Annotated in this window: 16 protein-coding genes; 11 read left to right on the forward strand and 5 right to left on the reverse strand. The window is 69.0% G+C overall.

What is annotated here, in order from left to right; translation table 11 throughout:
- Window positions 1–27: 27 nt before the first annotated feature.
- Together edd and ASF28_RS16600 are read right to left on the reverse strand one after the other, a co-directional pair.
- Complete coding sequence (gene edd, locus ASF28_RS16595; RefSeq protein ID WP_056095005.1) at window positions 28–1851, reverse strand: phosphogluconate dehydratase; 1824 nt, start codon at window positions 1849–1851, stop codon at window positions 28–30.
- A gap of 115 nt (window positions 1852–1966) precedes the next feature.
- Window positions 1967–3442, reverse strand: coding sequence for a SulP family inorganic anion transporter (locus tag ASF28_RS16600; protein ID WP_056095009.1), 1476 nt, complete (start codon window positions 3440–3442; stop codon window positions 1967–1969).
- Window positions 3443–3761: 319 nt separating this feature from the next.
- On the opposite strand from ASF28_RS16600, the gene ASF28_RS16605 reads away from it, so the two are divergent.
- Window positions 3762–4985 carry a GGDEF domain-containing protein gene (locus ASF28_RS16605; protein WP_056095012.1) on the forward strand — a complete coding sequence of 408 codons (1224 nt, stop codon included), beginning with the start codon at window positions 3762–3764 and terminating at the stop codon, window positions 4983–4985.
- Here the strand turns inward: ASF28_RS16605 and ASF28_RS16610 are convergent.
- Window positions 4964–6835 carry an ABC transporter ATP-binding protein gene (locus ASF28_RS16610; protein WP_056095016.1) on the reverse strand — a complete coding sequence of 624 codons (1872 nt, stop codon included), beginning with the start codon at window positions 6833–6835 and terminating at the stop codon, window positions 4964–4966. The genes ASF28_RS16605 and ASF28_RS16610 overlap by 22 nt on opposite strands.
- A 92-nt stretch (window positions 6836–6927) precedes the next feature.
- Here ASF28_RS16610 and ASF28_RS16615 point away from each other — a divergent pair, with 92 nt between their 5' ends.
- The 6 genes from ASF28_RS16615 to ASF28_RS16640 all read left to right on the forward strand — a co-directional run bounded on the left by ASF28_RS16615 (window position 6928) and on the right by ASF28_RS16640 (window position 11166).
- Entirely contained in the window at window positions 6928–7377 is a 450-nt protein-coding gene (locus ASF28_RS16615) for a tRNA (cytidine(34)-2'-O)-methyltransferase (RefSeq protein WP_056095019.1), read from the forward strand.
- Between the two features lie 116 nt (window positions 7378–7493).
- The gene (locus ASF28_RS16620; protein WP_056095022.1) at window positions 7494–8171 is read left to right on the forward strand and encodes a PspA/IM30 family protein; all 678 of its coding nucleotides are present in this window, start codon (window positions 7494–7496) and stop codon (window positions 8169–8171) included.
- A gap of 27 nt (window positions 8172–8198) precedes the next feature.
- The gene (locus ASF28_RS16625) at window positions 8199–8471 is read left to right on the forward strand and encodes a YiaA/YiaB family inner membrane protein (protein ID WP_056095025.1); all 273 of its coding nucleotides are present in this window, start codon (window positions 8199–8201) and stop codon (window positions 8469–8471) included.
- A 60-nt stretch (window positions 8472–8531) separates the two neighbouring features.
- Window positions 8532–9458, forward strand: a complete 927-nt coding sequence (gene hemF, locus ASF28_RS16630) for an oxygen-dependent coproporphyrinogen oxidase (protein ID WP_056095028.1) — start codon at window positions 8532–8534, stop codon at window positions 9456–9458.
- A complete protein-coding gene (locus tag ASF28_RS16635; protein ID WP_056095031.1) occupies window positions 9455–10036 on the forward strand; it encodes a suppressor of fused domain protein in 582 nt (193 codons plus the stop codon). Before hemF ends, ASF28_RS16635 begins: the two co-directional genes overlap by 4 nt.
- An 8-nt stretch (window positions 10037–10044) precedes the next feature.
- Window positions 10045–11166: an ATP-dependent DNA helicase gene (locus ASF28_RS16640; protein WP_056095035.1), complete on the forward strand. Its 1122-nt coding sequence runs from the start codon at window positions 10045–10047 to the stop codon at window positions 11164–11166.
- Between the two features lie 117 nt (window positions 11167–11283).
- Here ASF28_RS16640 and ASF28_RS16645 read toward each other — a convergent pair whose 3' ends face one another.
- Entirely contained in the window at window positions 11284–13977 is a 2694-nt protein-coding gene (locus ASF28_RS16645) for an ATP-binding protein (protein ID WP_244475055.1), read from the reverse strand.
- Window positions 13974–15335, reverse strand: coding sequence for a TadE/TadG family type IV pilus assembly protein (locus ASF28_RS16650; RefSeq protein ID WP_056095038.1), 1362 nt, complete (start codon window positions 15333–15335; stop codon window positions 13974–13976). Before ASF28_RS16650 ends, ASF28_RS16645 begins: the two co-directional genes overlap by 4 nt.
- A 274-nt stretch (window positions 15336–15609) precedes the next feature.
- Here ASF28_RS16650 and ASF28_RS16655 point away from each other — a divergent pair, with 274 nt between their 5' ends.
- The 4 genes from ASF28_RS16655 (at window position 15610) to hslV (ending at window position 18828) form a co-directional block, all read left to right on the forward strand.
- Entirely contained in the window at window positions 15610–16200 is a 591-nt protein-coding gene (locus tag ASF28_RS16655; protein ID WP_274533132.1) for a TadE/TadG family type IV pilus assembly protein, read from the forward strand.
- 5 nt (window positions 16201–16205) lie between these two features.
- Window positions 16206–16808 carry a TadE/TadG family type IV pilus assembly protein gene (locus ASF28_RS16660; RefSeq protein WP_210166746.1) on the forward strand — a complete coding sequence of 201 codons (603 nt, stop codon included), beginning with the start codon at window positions 16206–16208 and terminating at the stop codon, window positions 16806–16808.
- Between the two features lie 335 nt (window positions 16809–17143).
- Complete coding sequence (locus tag ASF28_RS16665; RefSeq protein WP_056095047.1) at window positions 17144–18166, forward strand: HD-GYP domain-containing protein; 1023 nt, start codon at window positions 17144–17146, stop codon at window positions 18164–18166.
- Window positions 18167–18288: 122 nt separating this feature from the next.
- Complete coding sequence (hslV, locus tag ASF28_RS16670) at window positions 18289–18828, forward strand: ATP-dependent protease subunit HslV (protein WP_056095050.1); 540 nt, start codon at window positions 18289–18291, stop codon at window positions 18826–18828.
- The last annotated feature ends 3 nt before the right edge of the window (window positions 18829–18831 follow it).

Here is an 18831-nt window from a genome sequence, read left to right on the forward strand (position 1 = left end):
GGACGGTCCTCAAGGGTGCGGGGTGGGTCAAAGGCCGGCGGCGGCCAGCATGGCGGAGGCACCCTGCTCGGCCCCGTCGGCGCCGTGGCGCAGGAAGGCGAACAGCTCACGCCCGGTGCCGAAGGCCGGGGGCGGCGCCGTCGCCTCGGCGCGCGACTCCCATTCGGCGGGATCGACGAGGACTTCGAGGCTGCCGTCCTCGGCGCTGAGGCGCACCACGTCGCCGTCGCGGATCTTCGCCAGGGGACCACCGCCCAGGGCCTCGGGACTGAGATGGATCGCTGCCGGAACCTTGCCCGACGCCCCCGACATTCGGCCGTCGGTGACGAGGGCGACACGGAACCCGCGATCCTGCAGGACGCCGAGCTGGGGGGTGAGCTTGTGAAGCTCCGGCATGCCGTTGGCGCGCGGGCCCTGGAAGCGGACCACCACCACCACGTCGGTCTCGAGCTCGCCGGCCTTGAACGCCGCCATGACGTCGTCCTGATCGTCGAAGACGCGGGCCGGCGCTTCGATGGTCCAGCGCGACGGCTCGACGGCGCTGGTCTTGAAGGTGGCCCGGCCGAGGTTGCCCTTCACCAGCCGCATGCCGCCGTCGGCTTGGAACGGATGCGCGGGGCCGCGCAGGATGCTCTCGTCGTGGGATTTTTCGGGCGCATCCTCGAACACCAGGGCATCGTCCACGAGCTTCGGGTCGCGGGCATGGTCGCGGAGACGCGAGCCGGCCACCGTGAGGATGTCGTCGTGCAGCAGCCCGGCGTCCACGAGGCTGGCGATGACGTAGGACATGCCTCCGGCGGCGTGGAAGTGGTTCACGTCGCCGGAGCCGTTGGGATAGACTTTAGCGACCTGGGGGACCACGGCCGAGAGCCGGTCGAAATCCTCCCAGTCGAGGACGATGCCGGCGGCGCGCGCCATGGCCGGGAGGTGAATGGCGTGGTTCGTCGAGCCGCCGGTGGCGAGAAGACCCACCACGGCGTTGACGATGGCCTTCTCGTCGACGCAGCGGCCCAGCGGCCGGTAATCGTTGCCGTTGGCGCCGATCTCGGACAGGCGATGGACGGCGGCCCGCGTCACCGCCTGGCGCAGCTTCGTACCGGGGTTGATGAACGACGCGCCGGGCATGTGAAGGCCCATGACGTCCATCATCATCTGGTTGGAATTGGCGGTGCCGTAGAAGGTGCAGGTGCCCGCACCATGGTACGAGGCGGACTCGGATTCGAGCAGCTCGTCGCGACCGACCTTACCCTCGGCGTAGAGCTGGCGGACGCGCTGCTTCTCCTTGTTGGCGATACCCGAGGGCATGGGGCCGGCCGGAATCAGGATCATCGGCAGGTGGCCGAAGCGCAGGGCCCCGATGATGAGGCCCGGCACGATCTTGTCGCAGATGCCGAGCAAAGCGGCCGAATCGAACATGCCGTGGCTGAGCGCGATGGCGGTGGAGAGCGCGATGGTGTCGCGCGAGAACAGGGACAGCTCCATGCCGCGCTGGCCCTGGGTGACGCCGTCGCACATGGCCGGCACGCCGCCCGCGACCTGCGCCGTCGCACCGACCTCGCGGGCGAAGATCTTCATCTGCTCGGGGTAGCGCCCGTAGGGCTGATGGGCCGAGAGCATGTCGTTGTAGGCCGTGACGATGGCCATGTTCATGGTGCGTCCGGACCGGATCGCCAGCTTGTCTTCCCCGGACGCGGCAAAGCCGTGGGCGAGGTTGCCGCAATTGAGCATCGGCCGCTGGACGCCGTGGTCGCGCTCGCGGGCGATGAGGTCGAGATACGCCTGTCGCGTTTGACGGGAGCGTTCGATCACCCGCGCGGTGACGGCGGCAATCTCGGGGTGAAGCTCGGTCATGACTCTTCCTCGCGTGGCGCGAAGTCTGGAACCCTTCAAACCACGGTGGTGACACCGTGGCTACCGGGGCGATCCCGTTCGCCTGGACAGACGGGGGCGTCTGTCGGTGGCGGGCTCAATGCCCTGAGGCAAGGGCCGCGCCGGGTTTGTCGTGGATGGCGAGGCGCTCCACCATCGAGGCCGTCGCGGCGTTCATGCCGACGATCTCGACGGGTACGCCGTGGCGGCGGAACTTCAGCACCACCCGGTCGAGGGCGTTGATTCCGGTGATGTCCCAGAAATGCGCCGCCGAGAGGTCGATGACGAGGCCGTCGAGATCACCCTCGCGAAAATCGAAGGCGGCATGGAAGGCCTCGGCCGTCGCGAAGAAGATCTGTCCCGTCACCCGGTAGGTCCGCGTTGGTCCGGTGCGCTCGGAGCCGACGGCGAAGAACCGCGTCACCTTGTGGGCGAAGAACAGGCCGCTCAGCACCACGCCGAACAGCACGCCCCGGGCGAGGTCGTGCGTCGCCACCACCACCGCCACGGTGCCGAGCATCACGACGCTCGAGCTCTTCGGGTTCGTCGTCAGGGTGACCAGCGAGCGCCACTGGAAGGTGTTGATGGAGACCATGATCATCACGGCGACCAGGGCCGCCATCGGAATCTGCGAGACGTAGGGTCCGAGGACGACGATGAGGAACAGCAGGAACGCGCCGGCCCACAGGGTCGAGAGCCGGCCGCGCCCGCCCGACGTGACGTTGATCACCGACTGACCGATCATGGCGCAGCCGGCCATGCCGCCGAAACAGCCGGCCGTGATGTTGGCGAGGCCCTGGCCGGCGCATTCGCGGTTCTTGTTCGAGCCGGTGTCCGTCATTTCATCGAGGATGGCCGCCGTCATCAAGCTCTCCAGCAGCCCGACCATGGTGAGGGTCAGGGCGTAGGGCAGGATGATCCGCAAGGTCTCCAGGGTCAGCGGCACCTGTGGCAGGGCGAAGACCGGCAGTTCGGTGGGCAGCGCCCCCATGTCGCCGACGCGGTGGATCGGCAGGCCGAACGCGATGGCGACGGCGGTCAGCAGGATGATGGTCACCAACGGCGAGGGCACGGCCTTGGTGAGGTACGGCAGGCCGTAGATCAGCGCGAGGCCGGCGGCCGTCATGGCGTAGACGGTGGTGCCCTGCCCTAAGAGTTCGGGCATCTGCGCGAGGAAGATGAGGATCGCCAGGGCGTTGACGAAACCGGTCACCACGGAGCGCGAGACGAAGCGCATGAGGTTGCCGAGCTTCAACGCTCCGGCACCGATCTGGAGGAACCCAGTCAGGATCGTGGCGGCGAAGAGGTGGCCGAGGCCGTGCTCCTTCACCAGGGTCACCATGACCAGGGCCATGGCGCCGGTGGCCGCCGAGATCATCGCCGGGCGCCCGCCCGCGAACGCGGACACCACGGCGATGCAGAACGAGGCGTAGAGGCCGACCTTGGGGTCGACCCCGGCGATGAGGGAGAACGCGATGGCCTCCGGGATGAGGGCGAGCGCCACCACCGTCCCGGCCAGGAGTTCGCGCGTGATATCGGGAGCCCACTCGCTCCGCAGGTGTCGTCGGGTCATGAAAAAGGTCCATCCACCCCGCGCGCCAAGCCCCAGGGGACGGCGTCGTCGGGAGATGCGTGAAGAGACACGCCGAAACAGGGCGTGCCGATGCGAGGCATGGTTCCGCTTCGCGAGCGGCCTACGGCGGCCCGAGACGGCAATACAGGCGTGCGCGATCCTTCAGCATGACGGGCTCATACCATGGCGGCCTCATCATGCAACTCGGTGCTGCGCCGTCCGGTCTTTCCAGGAGACCCCGAACCTAAGTTTACGCAAAATGCAGGGCGTTCGTACGATAACAGGCGCGAATACCCATCGGAGCACCCGATTCGTCCTGATGCAGACCGAAATCGAGTCCAATTCACGCCGTCCCTGGTACGATCTGCGCTTGGCGGCGGCCCTCGAGGACCGGTTCCAGGTCGAGCAGGCCCAGCGCTCGGGCGCCTATCTCCGGTCGTGGCTGCTGGTCTTCGTCCTGTTCAACATCCTGTCGCTGAAGCTCGACTTCGACGCGTTCGGTCCGGAGGCCTTCGCGGTTCCGGCCGCCCTCACCCTCGGGGTGTTCGTACCCCTGACCGGCATGGGTATCCTGCTCCTGCACGGGCAGCCCTCGCCCCTGCGCCGGACGATCGTGGTGACGGTCGTGAGCCTCACGGACATGCTCATCGTCCTCAACAGCGCCCGGATCGTGCCGGCCGAGCACGCCAACGTCTACATCGTCCTCGCGGTCATCGTTCCCCTGGTGGTGGGCCTCATCGCCGACCTGTCGTTCCGGCACAGCCTCGTCTTCTGCGGTACCGCCTTCGCGGCCTATGGCGGCTGGATGGTCTGCATCCCGCCCGCCGACGTGGTTGGAAGCGGCCTGCCCGTCCTCGTGGCCTGCCTGATCCTCGTACCGATCAAGGGAAGCTATTCGCGCGAGCGCCAGGAGAAGCGGGCCTTCGTGCTCCGGCATGCTTTGGAGGCGGCCAATGCCCGCCTGACTGTGCTGTCGACAACCGACGCCCTGACAGGACTGGCCAACCGGCGCGTCTTCAACGACGCCCTGGCCGAAGCGTGGAACGGGGTCGGCGGAGAGCCGGGATGGTGCGCCGTGGTGGCCATCGACATCGACCATTTCAAGCGCCTGAACGATCTGGCCGGCCACCCCGAGGGCGACCGCTGCCTCGTCGCCGTCGCAGCCGCCCTCGACGAACCGACACGGGCGGCCGGTGGTCTACTGGCCCGCTACGGCGGCGAGGAGTTCATGGCGTTCTTCCCGGGAGCGACACCCGAGGAGGCCCTCGACCTCGGCGAGCGTCTGCGCGTCGCCGTCGAGGGGTTGGCGTTCCGCTGCGGCCGGGGCGGGTCCGCCTGGGTCGCGAGCGTCAGCATCGGCGTCACCGCCGCACACAGCGTCACCGGCGCCTGCGGCGTCGGGCCGGGTCACCTTCTCACCACCGCCGACGCGGCGCTCTACAGCGCCAAGCACAGGGGCCGGAACCGCGTCGAGGCCCTGCCGATCCGGGTGGAGACGGCCAACGGCGATTCCGGGCCCGCCTACTCGGCCGCATCCTCGTAGGGCGCGGTGACCGCGGCATCGCCGAGGAAGCCGCCCGACTGGCGCTCCCACAAGCGGGCGTAGAGGCCACCCGAGCGAATCAAGACAGCGTGGGTCCCCTCTTCGACGATGCGCCCGGCCTCGATGACGATCAGGCGGTCCAGCGCCGCGATGGTCGAGAGGCGGTGGGCGATGGCCAGAACGGTCTTGCCCTGCATCAGTGTGTCGAGGCTGTCCTGAATCGCCGCCTCGACCTGACTGTCGAGGGCCGAGGTCGCCTCGTCGAGGATGAGGATCGGGGCGTCCTTCAGGATCACCCGCGCGATGGCGATCCGCTGGCGCTGGCCGCCGGACAATTTCACGCCACGCTCGCCGACCTGTGCGTCGTAGCCCGTGCGGCCCTTGTGATCGACGAGATCACGGATGAATCCATCGGCCTCGGCCAAGCGCGCCGCCCGCTCGACTTCGTGGAGGGTGGCGTCGGGACGGCCGTAGGCAACGTTGTCGCGGATCGAGCGATGCAGGAGCGAGGTGTCCTGGGTCACCATGGCGATGGCGTTGCGCAGGGACCCTTGGGTGACCCCGGCGATGTCCTGGCCGTCGACCAGGATTCGTCCGCCTTCGAGATCGTGGAGCCGCAGCAGGAGCGCCGTGACGGTGGTCTTGCCGGCACCGCTGACGCCGACGAGGCCGACCTTTTCGCCGGCCCGGATGTGAAGGTTCAGGCCCTCGATGATGCTGGCATCGCCGCGTCCGTAGTGGAAGCTCACGTCCTCGAAGCGGATGTCGCCGCCCGTGACGTTCAGCGTGGCGGCATCCGGCCGGTCGGTGATGGCGTGGGGCCGTGCGATGGTCTGCATGCTCTCCTGGATCACGCCGACATTCTCGAAGATGCCGCGCACGGTCTGCATCACCCAGCCCGACATGGCCATGAGGCGCAGCACCAGGGCGAGGCCGGCCGCCGCCTCGCCCGTGGTCATGCCGCCGCGCTGCCACAGGGCGAGGCAGACGCCCGCGGTTGCGACGATGAGGGTGCTGTTGAGGAGGCCCAGTACCGTGGTGGTGGAACTCACCAGCCGGAACTGGTGCAGGTACGCCTTGGTATGGATGTCCACGGCATCGCGCACGGCGGCGCGTTCCTCGCGGTCGCGCGCGAAGAGCTTCACCGTCAGGATGTTGGTGTAGCTGTCGACGATACGGCCGATGAGGGCCGAGCGGGTATCGGCGGTGACCAGCGACCGAGCGCGGGCGCGCGGCACGAACCACCGGGTCAGGGCCGCGTAGGCCACCACCCACAGGACCACCGGCAGGGCGAGCCACAGGGAGATCGAGCCGAACAGGCCCACCGCCGTGACCGCGTAGATCGCCACGTAGAGCAGCGTGTCGATGAACACGACGGCGAGTTCGCGCACGGCCGGCCCGACCTGCACCACGCGATTGGCGAGACGCCCGGCGAAATCCGCCTGGAAGTACGAGAGCGAGTGGCCGAGGGTATAGAGGTGCGTGCGCCAGCGGATCTGGTTCGTGACCTGGGGCACGATGAGCTGGTTCGACAGGATTTCGTGCAGCCAGATCGTGATCGGCCGCACCACCAGCACCAATCCGGCCGCAAGGAGGATCTTGGTGCCGTGATCGGCCCAGAACGTCGCCCGGTCGGCGGTGTTGAGAAGATCGATGAACCAGCCCATGAGCAGGTAGAGCGACGCTTCGACGGTGCCGGCGACGACGGCGACGACGAACAAGGCGGCAAGCGCCGCCCGCACGGGTTTCAGGTAGAAGCCGGCGAAACCCGTCACGGTCTTGGGCGGCATGCGCCCATCGTCGAAGGGCGCGAACGTATCGATGCGGCGCTCGAGCCAGTCGAGGAACATGTCGTTTCCGATTTCCGGTTGCTGCAGCGACTCTTCAGCTAGGCGGTCCCCCGCCCCTGCCAACCGGGGGGCGATGCCGCACGAGGACACCCATGCTCCGCCTCGCCCTGTACCAGCCCGATATCCCGCAGAACACCGGCACGCTGCTGCGCATGGCCGCCTGCCTCGGGGTCGCCGTGGAGATCATCGAGCCGGCGGGGTTCGACGTTTCCGACCGGCACCTTCGCCGCTCGGGGTTGGACTACCTCGACCATGTGGCGATCACGCGGCACCGCTCCTGGGCCGCGTTCTCCGAGTGGCAGAAAAGTGTGGGCCTGCGCCTCGTGCTCGCGACGACGCAGGGCGCCCTGCCCTACACAGAGTTCGCCTATCGCCCCGGCGATTGCCTGCTCATGGGCCGGGAATCGGCCGGGGTTCCGGAGGCCGTGCACGCGGCGGCCGATGCCCGGGTGGTGGTGCCGATCCGGCCGGGGATGCGCTCCCTCAACGTCGCGGTCTGCGCCGCGATGATTCTGGGAGAAGGTCTGCGGCAGACCGACTGATTCTCCAGATAAATTTGAACGATGTGCATACTCGCACTTGAACACTGTTCAATCCGTGGCATCTTCCTCGGCGACGGGGAGACCGGTTCCCCCGTCGGTCCCTTGGGAGACAGCCCATGTTCAACCTGTTTCGAACCCTCGCCCGGGGCGCCGCCGCCCAGGCCCGGGAAGACCTCATCGACCGCAACGCCCTGCTGATTCTCGACCAGCAGATCCGCGAGACTCGGGTCTCCCTGGAGCGCAGCCGCATGGCGCTCGCCGCCGCCGTCGCCGGCGACAAAGCGGAGGCGCGCCGCCTCACCGAGGTCGAGGCCCGCGCCACGGATCTGGAAGAGCGCGCGGTCGCCGCCCTCGACGCCGGCCGCGAGGATCTGGCCCGCGAGGCGGCCGACGCCATCGCCGAACTGGAAGCCGAGGCTGAGGCGGTCCGCACGGCGCGAACGCGGTTCGCCCGGGAACTCACCCGCATCCGCGCCGTAGTAGCCGATGCCACCCGCCGTCAGGCCGAGCTGGAACGCGGCCGGCGCATCGCGGCCGCCGCCGAGTCCGCCCGCCGCCTCGGCGTCGCCGCCGCCCCGGAGGACCGTGCCACCCTGCGCGAGGCCGAGGCGACCCTGGCCCGCCTGCGCAGCCTCCAAGCCCAAAGTGCCGACACGGAAGCGGCCCTGACGGAGGCAGAGCCCGGCGCCGACATCGCCGAGCGCCTGGAGCGTGAGGGGTTCGGCAAGCCGACCCGCCCGACGGGCAGCGCGGTGCTCGAACGCCTCCGCCGCCGTTCCACCGCCGAAGCCTGATCCCCCCTCACGTCAAGGACCACCCCCATGTCCAACGAAACCACGCAGCATTCCGGCGCCTGGGTCGCCTTCACCTACGCGTCGTTCCTCGGCGCCGCCCTGATGGTGGCGCTCGGCATCCTGTTCATGCCCATCGACATCTGGATGAAGGGCTACTTCGCCATGGGGGTGATCATGCTGGTCCAGTCCTGCATCACTGCCACCAAGACGGTCCGCGACGTCCACGAGGGCCGACGCATGGTCAACCGCATCGAGGACGCCAAGACCGAGCGGCTGCTGATGCAGGTGGGCAAGGATTGAACAAGGATTGAAGGCCGATGGCGAATTGACGCCCGCCCGGCGGGATGGGACATCGGGGCCATGCAGCGCCCCGACACGCCCTTCACGCCCCTACCCGCGCACGAACTCGACGCCCTCAAGGGAGAGGCGACGGCGTGGTTCACCACCCTGCGCGACCGCATCGTCGCCGCCCTGGAGGCCCTGGAGGACGAGGCGACAGGTCCGTTCGACAAGGACGCTCCTTCGACGCCGGGAAAATTCGAAAAAACGCCGTGGGAGCGCACGGACCATACCGGCCAGCCCGGCGGCGGCGGCACCATGGCGATGCTGAAGGGCCGGGTGTTCGAGAAGGCCGGCGTCCACGTCTCTGCGGTGCACGGCGAGTTCGCCCCCGAGTTCCGCGCGCAGATGCCGGGCGCGGCGGAGGACCCGCGCTTCTTCGCCACCGGCATCTCGCTCATCGCGCATCCGTGGAACCCGAACGCGCCCACCGTCCATATGAACACCCGGTTCGTCGCCACCACCCGGACGTGGTTCGGCGGCGGCGCCGACCTGACGCCGGTCCTCGACCGCCGCCGCACCCAGGACGATCCCGACAGCCTCGTGTTCCACGCGGCGATGAAAGCCGCCTGCGACGCCCACGCGCCGGCCGCCGACTACGCCCGCTACAAGGCGTGGTGCGAGGAGTACTTCTACCTGCCGCATCGCAAGGAGCCGCGCGGCATCGGCGGCATCTTCTACGACTATCACTGGACCGGGGACCCGGCGGCGGATCTGGCCTACACCCGCGACGTGGGCGGGGCCTTCCTGAAGGCTTATCCGGCCATCATGAGCGCCAACATGGCGACGCCTTGGACCGAGGCGGACCGGCTGGAGCAGCAGGTCCGGCGCGGGCGCTACGTCGAGTTCAACCTGCTGCACGACCGCGGTACGATCTTCGGCCTCAAGACCGGCGGAAACGTCGCCTCGATCCTGTCGTCCCTGCCGCCGACCGTGCGCTGGCCGTGAGCGCGGACATCACCGAGGCGAACCGCACCGTCGCCAAGGTCCTGGCGAAGACCTTCGGCGGCGCGCCCTCCGTCGCCCGCCACCGCGACGAGGCCGGCAGCCACGTGGACATCCTCGCCTGCCGCGACGCGCCGCAGGCGGGCGTGACCTCCTACGGAACCGTGACGCTGGCCAACCATCCGATCATTCTCGACGGCGCGGAGTTTCCCGCCCGCGCCGAGATCTTGGGACTCTGCGCGAGCGAGACGGAGGGCTTTGCCGGCATCCTCGCGGCCTGCGCCTTCCACGTCATCGACAGCGGCTGGTTCCTGGCTCCCGGCATCGTGTTTCCCGGGGTGGTCGCGGCTTCCGGCGCGTCCCGGACGCTGGCCCACGTGATGTTCGTGCCTCCGACCCTGTGGCAGACCCCCATCGAGACGATGGAGTTCGACGGCCGCCCCCTGGGGTTCCTCATGGCCCAGCCCATCGCGGAGCTCGAGTACGCCTACGCGCAGGAGCATGGCGGCGACGCCCTCGAGGAGCTGTTCGTGGCGCGCGGGATCGACCCGTTCGACATTCACCGGCCGTCGGTGGTCTGAGGTCCGCCATGAGCGATACCACCCTGCCGACCCGATTCGCGCCCCAGCAGGACGCGGCCCTCAAGGCCATCGCGGCGTGGCGCAAGGGCGGGGGCTCCCAGGTGTTCCGCCTGTTCGGCTACGCCGGCACCGGAAAGACGACCCTTGCGCGCCGCATCGCCGACGACGTCGACGGCACGGTGGTGTTCGGCGCCTTCACCGGCAAGGCGGCCTCGGTGATGCGCGCCAAGGGCTGCCACGACGCGGCGACGATCCACAGCCTGATCTACCGCACCAAGGAGACTGAGGAAGGCGGCCCGGCCTTCACCCTCAACCGCACGGGGCCGATCTCGAAGGCCGAGCTCGTCATCATCGACGAATGCTCCATGGTGGATTCGGACCTCGGCAACGACCTCCTGTCCTTCGACAAGCCGGTGCTGGTGCTTGGCGATCCGGCGCAGCTGCCGCCCGTGCGCGGCGGCGGCTTCTTCACCGAGGCCGAGCCCGACGTGATGCTCACGGACGTCCACCGCCAGGCCGCCGACGACCCCATCGTCCGCATGGCGATGACGATCCGCGAGGGCGGCAAGCTCTCCATTGGCGAATACGGGCGCAGCCGCGTGGTCGCGCGCCGCAGCCTCGACCCGAACGCGGTCATCGCGGCCGATCAGGTGCTGGTCGGCATGAACAAGACCCGGCGGCTCTACAACAACCGCCTGCGCGAGATCGCCGGCCACACCGACCCGATGCCGGCCGTGGGCGAGAAGCTGGTGTGTCTCCGGAACGACCGCACGAAGGGCCTCCTCAACGGCTCGACCTGGACGGTCCAGGCCCAGCGTGCCGCCCAGCGCCCCGATACCATCCGCCTCGACGTGGTGTCCGACGACGACCCGGCGCTCCGCCGCCGCCCCGTGGACATCAAAGTGCTGCGCGCGGTGATGTCCGGCTCGGAAGAAGAGATCCCGGCCTTCCTCCGCCGTGAGACCGACGAGTTCACCTACGGCTACGCCCTCACCGTCCATAAGGCGCAGGGCTCGCAATGGGACAGCGTGGTGCTGTTCGACGAATCCTTCGCGTTCCGCGAGCACCGGGCGCGGTGGTTGTACACGGGCCTGACGCGGGCCGCGGAAGCGATCACGGTGGTGGTTTGAGAAACTGAGGGGGGCTTCGGCACCGCGAGATCCGGTCCACCGAACGTTGGGCGTGTCGATCGCGACTTCAGCCGAACCTCTTTATGATGCCACCCATCACGTCTCGGGCCGGAGCGCCTACGCCGCCTCCCGCACCCGCATCCGCATCCGCTCGGTGATCGCCGCCAGGGTCTCGCCAGTCAGGACCTCGACAGCCGCGATGGCGTCGGAATCCGGCAGGCCGCCTTGCGTACGAGCCACCTCCTCCATGGCGGCGAGGCGTGCGGCGAGGGCCCGGCCGCCGATGTTCAGGCTCATGGACTTGAGGCTGTGCGCGGCGCTGGCGAGCGCCGGCGCGTCCTCCGCCGCGCAGGCCGCCGCGATCCCGGCGAGGGCGACGGGGGCGTGCTCTGCGTAGAGGGCGACGATGCGCTGGGGGAAGCCGCTGCCGGCTGAAAGCGCCATCTCGACGAGGCCGGTGACGACCTCCTCGTCCAGGAGGCTGTCCGACGCCGGCGCGACGGTCTCGGGCATGACGTCGGAGAATCCCGTTCCCTCGACGTCGAGGAAACCCGACAGCATGGCGGCGAGCGCCGACAGGGTGAAGGGCTTGGTCAGGGTTCCGTCCATGCCGGCGCCGCGCCACGCTTCAGCGGCCGCGCCGATGACGTGGGCGGTGAGCGCCACGATGGGGACCCGCCGGCCGGACTCCGCCTCTTCGGCCCGGATGGCGCGGGCGGCGTCGTAGCCGTCGAGGACCGGCATGCTGCCATCCATGAGGACGAGATCGAAGATCGTCGTCCGGCAGGCCTCGACGGCCTCCCGGCCGTCCGCGACGGTGACGATCGCGGTGATGCCACAGCGGGCCAGGGCCTCGCACGCGACCTCGCGGTTGACGGCGCTGTCGTCGGCGACCAGCACCCGCGCACCGGGGAACTGTGCCAGGGCCGCGCGCACGGGCGCGGTCCGCCCGGCGGCGGCGAAGGGCGCGCCGCTGGCGAGCGCGCCGAGGGCCCGGTCCCACTCGTCCTGGACCACGGGCCAGCGCAGAATGTCATCGGCCAAAGCCGCCTCCAGGACCGCGTCGGCGGCCGGATCGCCCATGCGGGCGATGGCGAGCACGCGGCCCGTGGCCGTGGGACGGCGCCCGAGGGCGACGAGGTCGGCCGCATCGCAGATCCAGTGGGCCGTGGCAGCCTCCGCCGCGTCGGCTAGGACAGGCACGAAGCCCGCACCGCCGAGACGCGCGCGCAGGCTCTCGGCGGTGGCGGCGCCCGCCGTCGCCACCACGACGAACTCGGACACGTCGTCCGCGCGATGCCCCCCGACGATCACCTCGTCCATGGCCTCCAGGGGCAGTTCGGCCCAGAAGGTCGAGCCCTCGCCCATGATGCTGTCCACCCCCATGGTGCCGCCCATGGCCAGCGCCAGGCGGTGCGCGATGGAGAGGCCGAGGCCGGTGCCGCCGAAGCGCCGGGTGGTGGATTGGTCGGCCTGGGAGAAGGCCGAGAAAATGGTGCCGACTTTTTCCGCGGGAATGCCGACCCCGGTATCGCGCACGCTGAGGCGCAAATGCGCCGGTCCGGCCCGCTCCAGGCTCACCAGCACGTGGCCTTCGGGCGTGAATTTGAGGGCGTTGTTGACGAAGTTGGAGAGGATCTGCCCGAGGCGCACGGGGTCGCCGACGATGCGGCGCGGCACGTCGGGGGCGATGAAGGCGGCGAGATCGAGGTTCGCCTCGCGGGCTTTCTCGGCGAACAGCGAGACCACCGTATCGACGACCTCGGCGGGCTCGACGGGGATGCGCTCGAGGTCGATCTTGCCGGCCTCGACCTTTGCGAAATCGAGGATGTCGTTGATGATGGCGAGAAGACTTTGCCCCGAGCGGGCGATGACCTCGGCGTAGCGCTTCTGCCGGTCGGGCAGGTCGGCGGCGGCCAGCAACTCGGCCATCACCAGCATGCCGTTAAGGGGCGTGCGGATCTCGTGGCTCATGGTGGCGAGGAAGGCGGATTTCGCGCCGTTGGCGGCTTCCGCCGCTTCTTTGGCCTCGTGCAGATCGGCCGTGCGGTCGGCGACGTCGCTCTCCAGGCGTTCGAGGTGGCGGGTGAGCCGGTCGCCGCGGTCTTGCACGGTGGCGAGAAGCGCGTTGAAGGTGCGGGCCAGCACGCCGACCTCGTCGTCGCGCACGATGCGGGCCGCCCGCCCGTAATCCTCGTCCGTCCGGACCCGCTCCATGGTGGCGGCGAGTTCCGCGATGGGCTGGGTGATGGATCGGTGCAGGCCGTATGAGACGGCGAGCCCGAGGGCCAGGGCCAGGAGCGAGGCGAGGGCCGACGCCTTCAGGATGGCAAGGAGACGGTCGGCGAGGTCGGTGGTGTCGGCCACCAGCACCAGGGTGCCGACGGTGAGGCCGGCGTGCAGGATCGCGACGCGCACCTGCGCCGTGCGGCTGCCGAGGAGCCAGAACGGCGAGCCCCCGGCATCGAGATCGATGTCGCTGTCGAGGCGGATGGCGAGCCCCTGGTCGGCCAGGGTCGAGCCGTCGGAGCGCTCGATGCCGACATAGACGAGGTCGGGCCGGCGGGCGATGGCGCTGAGCGTCCGGGTCGCCTCCGCAGCGTCGGCCTCGGCCACGGCCCGCGCGCTCGATGCCGCGAAGACCTGGGCGATGGTCGAGAGGGATTCGCGCTTGGTCTCGGCGTAGCGGTGGACCTCCTGCCACAGGTTGAAGGCGGCCGCCGCCAGGAGGGCGAGGGCGACGGAGGCCAACACCGCGAGCGCCAGCCGTCCGGCGAGGGAGCGGAAGACGGGCAGGCGGTGGGCGGTCACTGCGAGAGTTCCGTGTCGGCCGAACTCGGACCCACACCTCTGGGCACCGGCACGTCGGTGGCGCCGTAGCGGGCGTTGAGGATCAGGTTGGGGCCATCATAGAGGTTGATGAGCCGGGCGATGATCACCGTGTAGGCCGACTGGTCGGCGACGGGCTTCTTCGAATCGATGATGAGCCGGCCGGACGGCAGATAGATGGTGCCGAGCAGCGTCCGCGCCTCGTCGCTGATGATGCGGTACTCGCGCAACGGCAGCGGGCCGCCGGGCGGGGGCTTGGATTTCCCCTTGCCGCCGAGCGGCAGCGGCAAAGGAATTGGGATGGTCAGGGTGCGCTCCTCGAAGAACAGCAGGCCGCGCATGACCCCGTCCTTGGGAGCGGTGAGGCTGATGACGCTCTTTTCGTCGAACAGCAAACCGGTCCGCAGGCCCATGAAGTAGAAGCCAACATTGACCCCCTCCAGCGAACTCTTCTTGTCCACGACGAGGGGGCCGTCTTTCATGATGTACACGCCGGGCCGGAGCGTCACCTGCGCGCCCTTGGTGATGTGCAGGCCGCCGCAATAGGTGCCGGGGCTGAGCGTCGCCGTGGTGGTGATGACGTTCTTGCCGTAGGCCGGATCGTCGAGGGAGCCGATGAGCATCATCGGGTTGAGGAGATTCGCAATGTTGAGGCACGAGGCGGATTGCGGCGCCTCACGGTCGGCCAGGGGGTCGCGGATCATCGGGCAACCCGTGGCCGGCGTGGGCAGGAAGTTGGCTTTGCCGAAGTAGCCGCCGGCCGAGCAGGTCGAGAGGGCCTGGGCGACGGCCGCATTCTCACCCTGGATGCCCGCCGGATGGAGGGAGTTCGAGTAGAGCGAGCAGTCCGTGGCGGTGATCCGGGCGGCACTCTCGAGGTGGAACGCACCCATGGATAGGGGGTCGAGGGCGAGCAGGCACAGGCGCGTGGTGCCGGCGAGCTTGGCCGTCGACTGGACGCTGACCTCGAGGGTCGGAAGGTTCAGGAGCCGGCCCAGGGTCAGGACGATGGTTTCCGACAGGGTCACGCGCACGCTCGAATGGTTGCCCAGAACTTCGGCCGTCGCCGCGACGGGTCGCTGGCTTCCGGCCTGGGCCCGGGCCATGGCGATGGCGGTGCGGACCGCGCTCGCATCGTCGGCATTGGCGAGCTTGAACTGGTTGACGCCGGCGATGCTGCCGCTGTCGGCCGCGCGCTGAAGCTCGGCCCGGCGCTTGATCAGGGACGCATACTCCACGGCAGCAGCGCTCATCCCGGTGACGACGGGAAGCAGCAGCGCGAAGATCAAAACAATGCCGCCGCGTGTGTCCTTGGCGAAAGCGGCGAACGACCGATGCATCTCTCAGCTCCTGCGCCAGGGATGACGCGGATGCGTTGAGATTGGCTGAATATCAATTGGTTGTAGGATTTTTGATCCTGCAACCCAGGAATGGTCGCTTCTTACTGGTAACTACGGTTCAAATAACGTTTTTGTTATAAAGACGAGGCTTGGCTGCAGAATGGACGGCCAATTAACTCTTGTTGCGCCATAGACGCGCGAGTGCGTCGTCGTTGCGCCGCACGCAGGTTTCGCAAACGCCGTGCTCCCGCCAGACGCTCATCATCGATCACGGGTGCGTAATCGCTACGGTTCGCCGATCCCGGCGCACCCTTTTCGGCGCACGGTTCGAGCGTTCTTTGCCCGGACGCGACGGGATGCGGATGGAGCGGCGGCGGTCGAGTTCGCCCTGGTGATGGTTCCGCTCTTCGTGGTCGTTCTCTTCGTCATCGAGAACGCCCTCGTCCATTGGATCACCGCATCCCTCGACAACGGCCTCGATGCGTCCATGCGCCAGTTTTACGTCCGCGCCGGTGGGCCGGGGGCCGAGCAGATCGACGGTGTTCGCGCGGAACTGTGCCGGCAGGTCGCGCCCCTCGTGAAATGCGAGGCCTTGAAGGTCGATGTCACGGCCTATGCGAACTTCGCCAGCGTCGATCGCGCCAGTCCCGTCGATCCCATGACGGGGGATTGGCGGCCGGGCTTCGGAGGCCAGCACGGCTGCCTCGCCAAGGGCAGCGTCGTCGTGGTCCAGGCGGCGCTGGCCCAGCACACGTTTCAGGCATTCGGGATCGCCCCGGGACAATTCAGGAACGGCAGCCGTCTGATCAACGCGGCCGCAGTGATCCAGCTGGAAGGAAACTCGCCGGCCGTGGCGGGATGCTGAGCGCGGTGCTGCGGAGGGAGGTCCGGCGCTTCGCCCGGGAGCGGGACGGGGTGGCCCTCGTCGAGTTCGCACTCCTGGTCCCGGTCCTGCTCCTGTTCTACTGCGGCACCGTCGAACTGACCAACGTCCTGCGCCATGCCCGCAAGCTCGACATCCTGTCCCGCACCATCGGCGAAAGCCTCTCTCAGCGCACCCAGCCGACTTCGGCGGAGATCGAGGACATCTTCAAGGCCGCCGCCATCGTCATGGCGCCTTACGACGGCGCCGAACTGCGCATGAGCGTCAGCGCGGTGGGCGTCGGTGTCGTCCCGCAGTTCGGGCCGTTACAGATCTGTTCGAGCGCAGCGACCCCCGGGGCGCCGCTCCGGGTCCCCGGCACTCCGGCGCCGGTGGTCGAGGCCGAAGCCGTGCAGCCCGCCGGGAGCCGGCTCCTCCTCGTCGAGATCACCGCCACCTACCGGCCCGTTTCGGGGCCCGTCGTGTTCCGGGATGCCGTGCAGGGCGTGGTGCTGGAGCGCAGGACCCTGTGGCCCGTGCGCTACGGTCGGCGCTACGCGAGCCAGAGCCCCGAGATCGTCCTGCCCAACGGACTGCCCTGTCCGGCCTGAACGATCGATCGGACAGAGTAGGTCTCAGAAACGTGGCGGGTCTTCGAAACCGACAGGTTTGCGGACATCGCGGTCGGGCTCGAGGCCGGCGAACGAATTCCTTCACCCTGTGGCGCGGGACGGGATGTCACGGCGCCGCGAATAGTCCAGGAACGCCGCATGTCCCGTGCCACTCCCGGACACGGCCGGATTTCTGTTCCGGCACTGCGGTATGGCGGGAGTCTCGCGAGGGACGCTCAGGGACGCCTGGCAGGGACACCTGGCAGGGACACCTTACCCGGCGCGCCACCCGCCGGCGGGCACAGGACGTGGATCAGGGATCGCAAGGCCGCTCGATGTTCGTGCTCGTTCTCGATGACGCCCCGCTGAACAACATGCTGATGGCCGAGGCCATCCGCACCATCCCGGACTGCACCGTGCGCGACTTCACGCGCCCGGCCGACGCCCTCGCCTTCGTCGAGGCGAATTCCGACGCCATCGGGGTGGCGATCTCGGATTACGACATGCCGGGCATGAACGGCGTCGCGTTCATCCGCGCCGCCCGCGCCGTGCCGGGTTTCGCGCACGTCCCCGTGGTGATGGTCACGAGCCTCGACCAGCGCAGCCTGCGCCGGGAGGCCCTGGAGGCCGGCGCCACGGATTTCCTCGCCAAGCCGTTCGACCCCATCGAGATCCGGGCGCGGGTGTCGAACCTGCTCGCCCTCAACCGCGCCCGCATCGACCAGCGCGAGCGCGCGGCTTGGCTCGACCGCGAGGTCAGGGCGGCCACTGCCCTCATCGCCGCCCGCGAACGCGAGATCGTCCTGATGCTGATGAAGGCCGCCGAGCATCGCGACAACGAGACCGGCAACCATGTGGCGCGGGTGGCGGGCCTCGTCGCCCTCATCGCCCGGGGCCTCGATCTGTCCGACGCGGAGGTCGAACAGCTCAGCCTCGCCTCGACCATGCACGATGTCGGCAAGATCAGCGTGCCGGATACGATCCTGCTGAAGCCCGGCCCCCTGACGCAGGACGAGCGCCGCGAGATGGAGCGCCACGCCGAGCGTGGCCGGCGCATCCTCGAGGGCTCGTCGTCGCTTCTCATGCAGCGCGCCGCCGAGATCGCCGCCACGCACCACGAGCGCTGGGACGGCAGCGGCTACCCGGCGGGACTCGCCGGCGAGGCGATCCCCCTGTCCGGCCGCATCGTCGCCGTGGCCGACGTGTTCGACGCGCTCACCTCTGACCGGCCCTACAAGAAGGCCTGGAGCGAGGCCGAGGCCCTCAACCATATCCGGGCGAATGCCGGCTCGCATTTCGACCCCGCCTGCGTGGCGGCCTTCGTGCGGATGCTGCCGAAGGACGAGACGCCCGCCTGATCCCCGCCGGTTGGCGCCGGACCGCCCGAGGACCTATCTCCCGCCGGACACGACCGACAGGACGGGAGACAGCCTTGGCATACGGGACGAGTTCGGGACACGAGACCGGCGGACCGCCGCAGATGCACGCGACGACGATCCTGATGGTACGCAAGGGCGGGCGCGTCGTCATCGGCGGCGACGGGCAGGTCAGCCTCGGCCAGACCATCGTCAAGGGCAACGCCCGCAAGGTGCGGCGCCTTGCGAAGGGCGCGGTGATCGGCGGCTTCGCCGGGGCTACGGCGGACGCCTTCACCCTGTTCGAGCGGTTGGAAGCCAAGCTCGAACAGTACCCGGGCCAGCTCACCCGCGCCTGCGTCGAGCTGACCAAGGATTGGCGGACCGACCGCTATCTCCGCCGTCTGGAGGCGATGATGCTGGTGGCCGACCGGGAGGTCAGCCTGCTGCTGTCGGGGGCCGGCGATGTGCTGGAGCCGGAACACGGCGTGATGGCGATTGGTTCGGGCGGTAACTACGCCCTGGCCGCCGCCCGCGCCCTCGAAGATGGTCCCCACGACGCGGAAGCCATCGTCCGGCGGGCCATGGCAATCGCGGCCGAAATCTGTGTCTACACCAACGGCAGCCTCGTCATCGAAGCCCTGGACACTGCAGAGGTTGGATGATCA

This window comes from Methylobacterium sp. Leaf99 (genome assembly GCF_001422375.1).
Classification (GTDB): Bacteria; Pseudomonadota; Alphaproteobacteria; order Rhizobiales; family Beijerinckiaceae; genus Methylobacterium.

What these genes read in the sequence shown, in the direction of transcription:
- ASF28_RS16615 (WP_056095019.1), top strand. Translation starts at nt 6,928, where the DNA reads ATGCTCCGCCTCGCCCTGTACCAGCCCGATATCCCGCAGAACACCGGC.
- ASF28_RS16640 (WP_056095035.1), top strand. Translation starts at nt 10,045, where the DNA reads ATGAGCGATACCACCCTGCCGACCCGATTCGCGCCCCAGCAGGACGCG.
- ASF28_RS16625 (WP_056095025.1), top strand. Translation starts at nt 8,199, where the DNA reads ATGTCCAACGAAACCACGCAGCATTCCGGCGCCTGGGTCGCCTTCACC.
- ASF28_RS16665 (WP_056095047.1), top strand. Translation starts at nt 17,144, where the DNA reads ATGTTCGTGCTCGTTCTCGATGACGCCCCGCTGAACAACATGCTGATG.
- ASF28_RS16605 (WP_056095012.1), top strand. Translation starts at nt 3,762, where the DNA reads ATGCAGACCGAAATCGAGTCCAATTCACGCCGTCCCTGGTACGATCTG.
- hslV (WP_056095050.1), top strand. Translation starts at nt 18,289, where the DNA reads ATGCACGCGACGACGATCCTGATGGTACGCAAGGGCGGGCGCGTCGTC.
- edd (WP_056095005.1), bottom strand. Translation starts at nt 1,851, where the DNA reads ATGACCGAGCTTCACCCCGAGATTGCCGCCGTCACCGCGCGGGTGATC.
- hemF (WP_056095028.1), top strand. Translation starts at nt 8,532, where the DNA reads ATGCAGCGCCCCGACACGCCCTTCACGCCCCTACCCGCGCACGAACTC.
- ASF28_RS16650 (WP_056095038.1), bottom strand. Translation starts at nt 15,335, where the DNA reads ATGCATCGGTCGTTCGCCGCTTTCGCCAAGGACACACGCGGCGGCATT.
- ASF28_RS16620 (WP_056095022.1), top strand. Translation starts at nt 7,494, where the DNA reads ATGTTCAACCTGTTTCGAACCCTCGCCCGGGGCGCCGCCGCCCAGGCC.
- ASF28_RS16600 (WP_056095009.1), bottom strand. Translation starts at nt 3,442, where the DNA reads ATGACCCGACGACACCTGCGGAGCGAGTGGGCTCCCGATATCACGCGC.
- ASF28_RS16610 (WP_056095016.1), bottom strand. Translation starts at nt 6,835, where the DNA reads ATGTTCCTCGACTGGCTCGAGCGCCGCATCGATACGTTCGCGCCCTTC.